General features: G+C 51.2%; 12 protein-coding genes. 4 read left to right on the top strand and 8 right to left on the bottom strand.

The genetic code is table 11. The features are described 5' to 3' along the window. Positions 1–438: 438 nt before the first annotated feature. From FFH21_RS20055 to FFH21_RS20040, 4 genes are all read left to right on the top strand, one after another. Positions 439–1,461: a zinc-binding dehydrogenase gene (locus FFH21_RS20055; RefSeq protein WP_011169271.1), complete on the top strand. Its 1,023-nt coding sequence runs from the start codon at positions 439–441 to the stop codon at positions 1,459–1,461. A 69-nt stretch (positions 1,462–1,530) separates the two neighbouring features. Continuing rightward, positions 1,531–2,184, top strand: coding sequence for a dihydrofolate reductase family protein (locus FFH21_RS20050; RefSeq protein ID WP_011169270.1), 654 nt, complete (start codon positions 1,531–1,533; stop codon positions 2,182–2,184). Between the two features lie 20 nt (positions 2,185–2,204). Beyond that, a complete protein-coding gene (locus FFH21_RS20045; protein WP_041924615.1) occupies positions 2,205–2,858 on the top strand; it encodes an HAD family phosphatase in 654 nt (217 codons plus the stop codon). 1 nt (position 2,859) lies between these two features. After that, the gene (locus FFH21_RS20040; protein WP_011169268.1) at positions 2,860–3,318 is read left to right on the top strand and encodes a DUF1349 domain-containing protein; all 459 of its coding nucleotides are present in this window, start codon (positions 2,860–2,862) and stop codon (positions 3,316–3,318) included. A 116-nt stretch (positions 3,319–3,434) separates the two neighbouring features. On the opposite strand, the gene FFH21_RS20035 is transcribed toward FFH21_RS20040, so the two are convergent. The 8 genes from FFH21_RS20035 to FFH21_RS30345 form a co-directional block, all read right to left on the bottom strand. After that, positions 3,435–4,853, bottom strand: coding sequence for a pyridoxal-dependent decarboxylase (locus tag FFH21_RS20035; protein ID WP_011169267.1), 1,419 nt, complete (start codon positions 4,851–4,853; stop codon positions 3,435–3,437). Continuing rightward, positions 4,846–6,267, bottom strand: a complete 1,422-nt coding sequence (locus tag FFH21_RS20030) for a diaminobutyrate--2-oxoglutarate transaminase family protein (protein WP_054073218.1) — start codon at positions 6,265–6,267, stop codon at positions 4,846–4,848. The genes FFH21_RS20035 and FFH21_RS20030 overlap by 8 nt, the downstream gene beginning before the upstream one ends. 48 nt (positions 6,268–6,315) lie before the next feature. Continuing rightward, positions 6,316–7,680 (bottom strand): lysine N(6)-hydroxylase/L-ornithine N(5)-oxygenase family protein, encoded by a 1,365-nt coding sequence (locus FFH21_RS20025; RefSeq protein ID WP_011169265.1) that lies wholly within the window; start codon positions 7,678–7,680, stop codon positions 6,316–6,318. A gap of 76 nt (positions 7,681–7,756) precedes the next feature. Next, positions 7,757–8,206, bottom strand: coding sequence for an N-acetyltransferase (locus FFH21_RS20020; protein WP_005622216.1), 450 nt, complete (start codon positions 8,204–8,206; stop codon positions 7,757–7,759). A 15-nt stretch (positions 8,207–8,221) separates the two neighbouring features. Then, the gene (locus FFH21_RS20015) at positions 8,222–8,656 is read right to left on the bottom strand and encodes a VOC family protein (protein WP_003349395.1); all 435 of its coding nucleotides are present in this window, start codon (positions 8,654–8,656) and stop codon (positions 8,222–8,224) included. Position 8,657: 1 nt separating this feature from the next. Further along, a complete protein-coding gene (locus FFH21_RS20010; RefSeq protein WP_011169264.1) occupies positions 8,658–10,346 on the bottom strand; it encodes a non-ribosomal peptide synthetase in 1,689 nt (562 codons plus the stop codon). An 11-nt stretch (positions 10,347–10,357) separates the two neighbouring features. Further along, a complete protein-coding gene (locus FFH21_RS20005; RefSeq protein ID WP_041924614.1) occupies positions 10,358–11,284 on the bottom strand; it encodes a MupB in 927 nt (308 codons plus the stop codon). 179 nt (positions 11,285–11,463) lie between these two features. Then, positions 11,464–11,904: a cupin domain-containing protein gene (locus FFH21_RS30345; RefSeq protein ID WP_011169262.1), complete on the bottom strand. Its 441-nt coding sequence runs from the start codon at positions 11,902–11,904 to the stop codon at positions 11,464–11,466. Between the last annotated feature and the right edge of the window lie 186 nt (positions 11,905–12,090).

Genomic DNA, 12,090 nt, shown 5'->3' with positions numbered 1-12,090 from the left:
TTTTTTAAATTCATGTTTATGGAGGCCGCCTTTCCAACCCTTTCGATATCCATTTCCGGCGGAATCGCCGGCCTTTTCAGGTAAGGCACTTACCCTTATTCCCCATTCCATTCAAACCCTTTGCCTTGCCATTTGCTTCAGACCATTTCGGCTCTTTGGGGCTTTGATTGCCTCAGCCTGCTTCATTGCGCCTGTGAGGGGAGGGGCTGAAAAATCAACCCGTTTGTATGGGGGACTGGGCGGCAGGGAGGCGAGGCGCGAAAAATCTGGAACCAAAACTGGAAGAACAGCCACTCAACGTGTGCGACTTTTGTCGGTTTGGGTCAGAGATGCTTGGGCAGACCAACATTGCTTAAGGCTAAGCGTTGCTGCAGGTTTGTCAGCAAAAGCGCTTTATGGCTAATATTTTCTTGGTAGAAATGGAGTGATTATCAACTTATGAAAGCACTGGGCTTAATGGATAACCAGAGGCTTGAGCTTGTGGATTGCAAGGATCCTGTCATGCTTGCTCCTGACGGCGTAGAAATCGATATCGTGCTATCAGGTATATGCGGAACTGATCTGGCGGTATTGTCGGGCCGTGAAGGTGGAGAGGTGGGCATTATACGCGGGCACGAAGCAGTTGGCATTATTATCGATGTAGGTGAGGGCGTAGTACACCTACAAAAAGGGATGCGGGTGGTGGTTGATCCCAACGAATACTGTGGCGTTTGCGAACCTTGCCGTCTTGCTAAAACGCACCTATGCAATGGGGCGGGGAACGCTGGGTTGGATATCGCAGGTGTCAACAAACATGGAACTTTTGCCGAGCGCTTCGTTACTCGTGAGCGTTTTGTGTATCAATTGCCAGACGATATGAGCTGGGCAGCTGGTGTGTTGGTTGAGCCTGTTGCCTGCATTCTGAATAATATAGACCAGGCGTTCATTCGAGCGGGAGAGCGTGTGTTGATCCTAGGGTCTGGCCCTATGAGTCTGATTGCGCAGATCGTTCTGCGCTCAATGGGAATTGACACGCTCGCCACTGATCGAAACACACATCGCATACAGTTCGGCCGCTCACAAAGTCTTGATGTTATACATGCCAATGATCTTGAGTTGCAGATGCAGCACCAAGAAAAGTTTGATGTTGTTATCGATACTGTCGGTAATCAGATCGATACAGCTTCACGCTACATCGGTCGCGGTGGGAGAATTGTACTTTTTGGATTTGATAGCGACTATCATTACATGCTGCCTGTAAAGTACTTCCTGATTAACGCTATCAGTATTATTTCTGCTGGAGAATACAATCAGCACTTTCCTAGAGCAATTCGTCTTGTGCGAAAACTTCCTGAGCTAGGGCGGCTGGTAACGCATCGCTACGTACTAGAAAATCACTCGGAGGTTTTCGATACACTTCTTAACGATGCTTCCGCCCCTAATATAAAAAGCGTATTCACACCAAATCTCGCTTATCTTTAATACCCAATTTCCTCTGTATGATACGAGCGGAATCAAGGAATCAAGGAATCAAGGAATCAAGGAATCAATATGAAAGTTACTGTATTCAGTCAGATATCAATTGATGGCAAGTTGACGATGGGCAAAGGCGCATCCAGCAAGCCGTTGTTTCAGAACTTTGATGATGATGACATGCGTTTTATCCATAAATTCCGCGGTGAAGTAGACGCAATCATGGTAGGGCGCAATACAATTGTTACTGACGATCCACAATTGACCAATCGCTATGAGTCGGGTCGTAACCCAATACGTATCATTCCCACCACCTCCTTAGATCTGCCTACTTCCGCCAGTATTTTCAAATCACCAGAGAAAACTATTATCGCAACTACCGAACAGGCTCGTGATCATGAAATGGTCAAACATATCCGTGCTTGTGGAAAGGAGGTGCTCTTTGCCGGTGCAAAGCATGTCGACTTTACACGACTTTTCCCCATGCTGGAGGTGCGCGGAATAAACCACATCATGGTTGAGGGCGGTGGCCACCTGAACTGGCAGGTATTCAATCTCGATCTGGTAGATGAAATTATACTCATGCAGGTGCCTATCATCATAGGTGGTGCGGCAACTGCAACGCTTGCTGACGGGGTGGGGTATCGGGATATCAACATGGCCAATTCGTTTACGCTGCATGCTTTAGAAGCACGCCCCCATTACAATCTCATGCACTTCAAGCGCGAATAGAGCAATCGGAGCCCATACTGATGCAGGTGATAGGGTCTGTTATTTTTGATATGGATGGAGTTCTGGTTGACAGTGAGCCCCTTTATATGGAACAGGAAAAGAGTTCCTGTTTGCGCCACGGCGTGACCCTTTCTGAAAAAGATCTGTCACGTTTTTTGGGAACTACACAGCACTACATGTGGAGCACGATTAAAAATGAGTACGCGCTCACTGAATCCATCGACCACCTGATGGGACAGCATCAACAGCAATTAATGCGCTCAATCAGTTTTGAATCGTTTCAATCCATGCCTGGCGTGGAGGCGCTTCTCAATTTACTGGAGCATACCGGAGTGCCCTGTGCCGTAGCCTCTTCGTCTCCACGTAATTTGGTCGAGCTTATATTGGAAAAAACGAAATTGCGTCGATTTTTCAAAAAGGTTATTTGTGGTACTGATGTTAAAGAGAGCAAACCGAATCCGGAGATTTTTCTTACGGCGGCCAAGGGGCTTGGAGTATCACCTCGTTCATGTCTGGTTATTGAAGACTCCCATCACGGTGTTACCGCTGCGAAGGCCGCCCATATGTTTTGTATAGGTTTGCGTCATCCCGGCTCATTGCAGCAGGATCTGAGCGCTGCTGATCTGATCGCCAATAATCATTATGAAATCAAGCAATGGTTTGCAGAGAAATAGTATGAAAAAACTCAATTTTTCCGAGCTGAACTGGATTAACACTCCTGAGAGTTTCTCGATTACCGAAAATGAACTCGTCATCCATACGTCACCTGATACTGACTTTTGGCGGGGTACCTATTATGGTCTTGAATACAATAATGCTCCGGGTATTGTGATGCGCAGCGAGGAACGTTTCTGGACGCTGAAATCTAAGGTCGCGTTTGAATCCTATATGTTTTTTGATCAGTGTGGGATGTTGATCTATATAGATGATAATAATTGGATGAAAAGCGGGATCGAATATCAGAATAATGGCTATCAGCAGCTTTTTTCGGTGGTCACGAATAACGGGTTCTCGGATTGGGCAATGACCAATCTTGATCGTGTTACGCAGACTATGTACTACCGACTTAGTCGCCGGGGCAACGATTTTCTGCTCGAGCATTCCGCTGACGTGTTGCCGCTGATGCAGAATTGACCCAACTGCCGAAATTTCGCTGACCCAAGCTTCTACTTCGTAAAACGTTAGCAGGTCTGACTTTGGGCTGAATACTTATGGGGCAACGCCAAGTCGGCAGTTGGGTCAATTCTGCATCAGCGATAATACTCTAGCGTCAGGCAGGGGTTCAGCAAGGTCAACTTCAGCGCTGCCTTCGCACCAACGATAGTTTCCCCCAGTATCGCTGTACCTGTTTTGAGCAAGGACATGCGTATGGACTTGTTGATCCCGTCAATGGACTCCTGGTCCAGGCCACCGGTATAGCGGAACAGCACCGTAGTCAGCGTGGCGGGAGCCAGCAATTCGAAGTCGCTGCTCGCTGCAATCATCTTCGCTACTTGCCCCGTTTGTGTCATGAGGTGATCCACCATGGCGCCAAGGGTTCGAGTGCCAATGGTTCGCAGCGTCATGAACACCTTCAATGCGTCGAATCGCCGAGTGGTAGAGATTGAAAAATCCACAAGATTGGGCAGCTCATCCTCCTCGCGATTGAGGTAGGCAGCGCGATGGAGCAGGTGTTTGAAAGCCTTATTGTCACGTAAAAGCAGCGCTCCACAGCTAATTGGTTGAAACCACATTTTGTGAAAGTCCACTGTCAGCGAGTCAGCGCATTGAATGGCCTCAAGGCGTGATTTGGCCTGGCTGAAAATCACAGCCCCACCGTAAGCTGCGTCCACATGGAGCCAGAGACGTTCGCGCTTTGCGACATCAGACAGCGCGACCAGATCATCAATCGCGCCGTGGTCGGTGGTCCCAGCCGTTGCGACCAGAGCGAAAGCCAGCAGGCCTTCGTTTTTCAAGTCCTGCAAAGTCTGCTCCAGCGCATCCACGACCATCGAGCCGTCCGGATGGGTGCCAACGCGCACCACAGCCTTCACGCCCAACCCCATGATGGCAGCCGCTTTTTCGACAGTAATATGGCTTTTGTCAGAGGTGACAATCCGCAGTTTGCCAGAGTAGTCCGGAAGCCCGTCGTGGTAGACGCTATGGTTGCTATGTGACTGCAGGAAACTGTCCCGTGCCATCAGCAGCGCCATGATATTGCTTTGAGTGCCTCCGCTTGTGAAAACGCCTCCTCCGGAATCTGCAAACCCGTAGATGTCGCAAAGCTCGCGTATGACGCGTTGCTCTACGTAAGTCGCTGCACCGGACTGGTCCCACGAGTCCATGGACAGATTCTGAGCGGCAATGAAGCTCTCGGCCGCTATTCCCACAACCGACGGTGGCGTGTGCAAGTGCGCAGTACACATAGGGTGCTGAACAATGACCGAGTTGCTGGCGATCAGTTGGCCAACCTCTTTAATGGCCTCTTGCAGCGTAACGGTGTGTTCGGCCGAAAGTGATTGATCGTTGATTCTGTTTTGCAGCGTATCCAGTGCAAGACCAGAATAAGGACCGGCGCAGTTTTCAATTATTCGGGCTATTTCTTCCGTGCACAGTTTCAACGCTCCGCGAAAAGCGACTGTGCCTTGAGACGACGGTTGTACGAAGTGGTGGCTCCAGGCTTCAGTCATGGCGGTCTCGCGAAGTCATGGTTAGCGCTTGTGCGAAAACGCGCACTGCAAAATCCAATTGGGCTCGTGTGATGTTCAGCGGGGGAAGCAGTCTTAATACAGCGCCATGACGGCCTTCTTTCTCAATGATTAATCCTCTGCTCAATGCTGCACGCTGTATGGCCGCTGCGCGTTCAGGGTCAGTAAGTGGATCTCCCAACCTGTCGGTCTGTCCGGGCGCCGTGATTTCCATGCCCACCATCAGGCCTCGGCCTCGGCCTCGCACTTGTGCAATGCAAGGATGCTGTTTGCTTAAGGCTTGCAGCTTGCCCATCACATAGTTACCCAGCACTCCGGCGTTATGAGTCAGGTTGTCTCGCTGAATAATCTCGAGCGTTTTCGCACCTGCGGCCATTGCGAGCTGATTTCCCCGGAATGTCCCTGCATGTTCGCCCGCCTTCCAACAGTCCAAATCCTTTTTAAACACCAGACAGGCCAACGGCTGGCCGCCTCCGATGGCTTTGGACAAGACCAGAATGTCAGGCGTGATACCCGCATGCTCAAAGGCAAAATGATTGCCTGAGCGGCCGATACCACATTGGATTTCATCTACGATCAATACTATTTCCAGTTCGGTGCAGATGCGCCGGATCTCCTGGAGCCAGTAAGCGGAGGCAGGAATTACTCCGCCTTCCCCCTGAATGTGTTCAAGAATAAGCGCTGCGGGCTTTACGATGCCGCTCTCCTGGTCATGCAGAACCGACTCGATGTAGCGAATGGATGCACGGTCACCTGCTTCGCCCCCCACGCCGAACTTGCAACGCAAGCTGTAGGGGAACGGGAAAAAATGCACGCCTGGCATCAGGCTGCTGCGGCGCGACTTGGCGTTCAGGTTGCCCATCAAGGCAAGTGCACCATTGGTCATGCCGTGGTAAGCACCATGAAACGAAATGATGTTGTCGCGCCCTGTCACTTGCTTGGCAATCTTCAATGCGGCTTCCACCGCATCCGAGCCGGACGGACCGCAAAATTGAATGCAGGCGTCCCTGGCAAAATCGGCCGGCATGAAGGCCATTACTGATTGTACGAAAGCATCTTTCACGGGGGTCGTCACGTCCAGCGTCTGGAACGGAACGAGAGATTCGATCTGCGCGGTAAGTACCTGATTCACTTCAGCGTTATTGTGCCCAAGTGGCAGAGCGCCTGCGCCCGCAAGGCAGTCAAGGTAAACCTGCCCGTGGGTGTCTTCGATATACGCCCCTTGGCCCCGTGCAATGGTGAACGGAAAGCGCCGTGGGTACGAGCGAACCTGCGACTCCAGGCATTCCTGATTCAAGAACGCCTGATCTTTCGTAAAGTGGTAAAGGGGCAGAACGTCTTCCCCCGCCTCAATTTGATGATTGAAGGTACTGATAGCCGTTGGCGAGAGTTGCATTCGGTGGCGTCGTCTGAATAAGTGATTGTCAGTATTGTTTTGGGCGAATCAGGCAAGGGAAGCGGCTATGTGCAGCGGGTTGCTCAACGCATCGCCAGGCTGGTCCCATTTTGGGGCAATTCCAAATGTCTGGAATGCATTTTTTTCCCGAACCGGATAATGAACTCGGTTGGTAAGGTTGTTAATAATACTGGCGCTTCGATAAGCGCCCATCCCCAGGTCCGGCGCCCCCACTCCATGAGAGTGAATTTCGGCATTCTGGACATAAATACGTCCTTTGATATTCGCCGAGGTTTTGAGTGTGTAGTCACGATTGACGGCAGCATGCCCTTTGCCATCGAACTCAAGCCATTGCCCGAGCGAGGAAAGAAACGGCGGGAATACGTAGTCGTAGCCGGTGGCAAGAATCAGCGCATGGGTGTCAAACGTGAACTTCTTTTGCATGTCTAGCTGACGAAAGCTCAAGGAAAGCGAACTTCCCGCTGCGGCAATGTGTTCCAACTCTGTACGTGACTGAAGCACCACAGGCAGTGGCCTCTCGATGGACTGTATGTACAGGCAGTCATATATCTCCTTGATCGTATCGATGGAAATGCCTTTGTACCAATGGCTTTGCCCTTGTATCGCCGAAAGGCGACTGTGCTCTGGCAGTGCGTGGAAATGCTCGACATAGTCGGGAGTGAAGTGTTCGCTGCCCAGCTTTGAATACTCCATGGAGATAAAGCCACGGCTGCGCGACAGCCAGTTTAGCTCATAGCCAAACTGCGGTTGATCTTTCAGCAGGTCGAGAAAAATCTCCGCAGCACTTTGCCCACTTCCGACCAGAGTGATGTTTTTCTGCGCTTGAAGCCCGCGCTTGTTTTGCACATAGCCTGAAGAGTGAATGCAGTTTTCCTGCTGCATGAAATCGTTAGCCATTTTTGGCCACACGGGCTCAGTGCCCACGCCAACGACCAGATCGCGCCCGCGGTACAGTTTGCGTTCCTGAGTCACCTGATCGGCAACGGTTAGGCAGAAGAGACCGTCGACGATTTCGAGAGCCACCACCCGTGCAGAAAACCGGATATTGTCCAACTGTTCGCTGACCCATTGGCAGTAGTGGTTGTACTCAACCCTGGGAACATAGAAGCTTTGATAGGAATAAAACTGATGGAGGCGACCGTGTTCGTGAAGGTAGTTTAAATAGGTGAAACGGCTCCTTGGTTCCACCATCGTGACTAGGTCGGCCATAAAAGGCACCTGCAGTGTTGCGTCGCCAATCAACATCCCCGCGTGCCAGTGAAAATGTGGCTTGGCTTCGAAAAACAGGCTGTCAATACCGTCCAGAGGCTGTAACAACGAACACAGCCCGAGGTTGAAAGGGCCTACACCGACCCCCAGCAAATCGTAAATTCGATCAGTTGAATCGTTCATGTTAGAGATTCCACGCTCTTGGCTGTCGAGTGGCAGCCAGACTCCTAGAACTGAAGAGGTTCAGCTCTTCAAGAAATCAGTGATTGAGTATTTTGTGATAAGTAATGAACGTCTGTTCCGCCTCGTAGCCAAGCGACTCATAAAGCGCCTGGGCGGTTACGTTGGCTTTGGCCGTGTCCAGGCTCAGGCGTTGAGCACCCTCCCGCGTGAAGATATCGGTGAGTTGGTTCATCAAATAGCGCGCATTGCCTTGCCTGCGCACGCGAGGTTCGACAAATAGATCGTAAATCCAGTAGAAGCGCTTCATCGCTAATGAACAGGTGGCTGGGTAAAGCTGAGCAAACCCGACAGGCTCGTTTTGATCGTCCAGGAGCAGATATATTCTCGACGTCTGGTTATCGAGATTGGACTTTAAAAAGTCACGAGCCGTTGGCAGGTCGTCGGCCTCTTGATAGAACATACGGTATTGATTGAACAGGTACGCCGCTGCGTCCAGGTGCTGCAGTTCGCATGCAATTACATTCATGTGAGGTGCTCGCTGTCAGTGAAGTTGGCCAATTTCTATCTGGATATCGTTGATGTCTCTGAAGAAGAACGCGCGGTACCCCTCAAGCTCGCGAGCGGTGTAGGGCTCTTCAGTGGTAGGCGTAATACCCATGGCCTTTACGCGCGCGAAAATTTCGTCGATGTTGTTGACCATGAACGCCAGATGGATACCTCCAGAGTCGTTATGGTGGGTCACGATATGCTTGCCTTTGGACGAGTAATGCTCGATCAGTTCGAAGTCACGACGGCCGATTCTGACCATGCAGGACTTATAGTCGGGCTTGATGACGTCAATGACCGCACCTACACCATCACCGGTGATATGCACCGCCTCCTCGTAAACTTCCACGGTTGTTAACTGGCGGTAAAACGCCAGGGTGTCATCGATATTCAAAACGGTGAGGCCGACGTGGTTCAGGGTATCCAACATGTCATGGGTTCCGGTTATCAAGTGCGTGCATTAAAAAACGAAGAGTGGGCTGTTCAAGAAAGTCGATGAAATCGATTACCACTCCAAAACTGGTTTCCAGGTTGGACAGTAAGTGCATGATGTTTATCGATGAGCCACCCAACTCACGAAAGTTTGATTCCTGCCTGAATGTCGTTACGGGTAGCTTCAGTTCAGCGGCCCATAACTGCGCCAGCGTATCGAACGTTTCTCCGTAGTTCGTCGATGCAGCAGGTTGCGACTCGCTATTCAAGTGGCTGGGCAAGAGACTCGGGTCTACTTTGCCATTGGCTTTGTAGGGCATTTCCGGAAGCTGAACGACATACTGAGGGACTTTGTAATCCGGTAAATACTGACCAAGCTGATCGCGCACCATCTGTTGGTCCAGGTATTGAGCTGCAACGATGTAAGCCACCAGGCTGCCTTGCGGGTCTGCCATGACGGCTACTTCTTTATGCCCAAGTCGGAATAACATAGCCTCGATCTCTTCCAGCTCGACACGAAAGCCACGAATCTTGACTTGCCGATCCAGCCGACCCACAAAGCAAATGTCTCCCGACGGTGTTACTTGTACGCGGTCGCCAGTCCTGTATAGGGGCGAAGCATCAAGCTGCGCAATGTTCACAAACTTTTCGCACGTCGCCACACTGTCATTCAGATAACCTGCCGATACGGCTAACCCGGCGACGTACAACTCACCTTGGTCCGAAGGCTGTTGATGCTCATCAAGTACATGTAGCCGCACACCGCTGATGGGCTGACCGATATTCTGAGCCGACGTGGTGGCACTCATCGCCTTGCAACTGACCAGCACGGTGGCTTCGGTCGGGCCGTAGAGATTGTAGAGCCGACGCCCGTTTGACCAGGTCTCAATGGCTTGCGGGTGACAGGACTCGCCGCCGGTCAAGACCGTTTTTATGCCTGAGAAACGCCCAGCGTCAAAGACCGCGAGCAGAGGCGGCGGTAGAAAGGCTTGTGTAACTGCATGACGTCTGCAAAACGCAGCCAGTGCCATTTCTGACATTCTTGCATCTTCGGTGGGAATGCACAGAGCACCACCGCTCAGCAGCGTGGGAAACACATCCAGCACAGAAGCATCAAAGTTGATGGTGGAGTACTGCAATACTCTCGCGCCCGGGCCAAGTTCGAATGCGTTAATTGCCCAGTCGACAAGATTCAGCACATTAAGGTGGGTGACGTTAACGCCTTTGGGACGGCCGGTAGAACCCGAGGTAAATAAGGTATAGACGATATCGGTAACGATTGAGGTGTTGGGCGCCGGCCGGCCTGTTTCATCGGCGACAGTGAGGTCTGTGTTGTTCTCCATCCAATCCGGGGTTACTACCAGGTCGCAACGGCAACGGGCGCTTAACTGAAGTCGAGTTTGTTCATTGAGCTTAAGGTCAATGGGCACATAGCAGGCGCCTGTCGTCAGGATCGCAAGAATGGCAATATAAAGATCGACACCTTTGTTTAGTGAAAGGCCGATTTTATCGGAGGGCGAAATAGCCCGGTGCTGCTCATCTAAAAACCAGGTGTGCAGTGCCGCAGCGGTTGCATTGACGTGTGCGAGCAACCCGGTATAGCTGAGTTGCGTATCGTGGGTGATCAATGCGACTTCGTTCGGGTAGCGCTGAACGGTTGCGTGAAAGCGTTCAATAATCGTATTCATAGGCGGCCTGCTCAGGGTGCAGTGCATGTGATGATGCAGGCGCCCATTTGAAACGGGCCCGTGCTGAACAGCAGGATATGGTCGCCGGCCGACAGTTCTTTATCCATTTCCAGTTGTTTGAGATTGATCAGGTTGTCTGAGCCGAAACAGTGCGCGAAGCGTGGTAGCTGTCGGGTGACGGCCTTGCCATGATTGATACCGGACAATTGGCAAAACAGGCGAGTGGCTTCCAGTGTGTAGTTATTGCAAATGAAGCGGCTGACGGACGCGGCAGGAATACTGGATTGTTGATAGGTCCGTTTCATCAGCGCAGAAATGCTGCGCATGTCGGTTTCGCTTGAGAAGTTTTCTATTTGCCTGGTGTTGGAGGTGTACTGCACGTGCCCACATAACTTATAGGGAAGCTGGTGCGCATCCCTGCTGACAAGGCAGGAAGATACGGCATCGCCGGTCACGTAAATGAAGTCACTGCCCTCACCATATACGCGTTGCAGATCGCCGCCTGATTGGTCGAAGCTAAGTAGCAGCGCGTTCTTCAGGTCGCCAGAGGCCACCATTGCGGACGCGCACTTCAGACCGGCATGAAACCCCGCGCAACCCGCCAGACCGACGGCATAGAAGGGTATTGTCTCCATGCCCAGACGCGTGCTCAGGTCGGCGAGCCATTGCGCATCGATGTTGTTCTGCGCATCCACCATGCTCGATATCAGAAAAACCGCATCTATATCCGAGGCGTGGCGCCCGCTGGCGGTCAACGAATGGGCTACCGAGGTACAAGCAGAGTCGAACAGATCGCCTGGGAGATGTGAGAAGTTTTTGACGTTGTTCTCGGGAGCGCGCAAGAGGTCAAGGGTCTCAGGTGACATGGCGGCAGCCGCGATATCAACGGACTCGCCTGTTTCGTAAGACACACCACCGAGATAAATCGATTGTTCCACGTTTTGATCTTCTTATTAAAAAAGGATGAAAGCAGGCCCGCCCCAAAGGATGAGCTCACCGAATAGTCCGATACATAAGTGTCAAGGCTGTTTCCAGCGCGCAGTTTATCGCACACTCAACGAGCGATCACAGTTGGCGCGGTCAGTCTTTCCAGTAAAGAGGATGTCGAACGGTGACTTTAGTAAGGGGGGGAATGTTGTTGCCATAAGCCTTTGAAGCCTTGAGGCAATATGAATATATCACCCGCCTTGTAATTTTTTTGTTGCCCACCCAATTCAGTGATCAGCACGCTGCCACTGATCAGGTGAATGACCTCGGTTTCCGGCCAGCCGGACAACTTTAGTTCCACTGGCGCAATCTCGCAAACCTCAACGGCCGCTTGTTTGCTCTTGGCAATATAGGGGTCGTAGCATCGGTATGAAAAGTGTGTGCCGCTGAGTGTTGTATAAAATTCGGTAATGTCTGGAGCGATGATTGTCTTTACGTCTGCAGGAACGCTTTGCTCGATAAGTGAGGTATTGCGGGCAGGCACATCACTGCCATAACTGCGACCCATCAAGGCTGACATGCAGACAGCAATAGATGAACAAATGATTTTCAGTACGAGCTTATGCCTCACACCATTCTCCTTGATGTTTTTTTATAGCGCTTTCCAGAAAAGTCGCGTCAGAGTAGATCGATGCATTAGATATGTCAAAATATTTCCAATGTTTCTGCGTAGATTTTTATCTGCGATGCTGAACTCAATATTAGTACTATCGTTCAGTTATTTGCGCCCAAGCTGAATTTACCCAATTACCGAGAT

Source organism: Pseudomonas sp. KBS0707, from assembly GCF_005937945.2.
Lineage (GTDB): Bacteria > Pseudomonadota > Gammaproteobacteria > Pseudomonadales > Pseudomonadaceae > Aquipseudomonas > Aquipseudomonas amygdali.
Note: the sequence above shows the minus strand (reverse complement) of the source record. Positions and strands in the feature narration are given on the sequence as shown.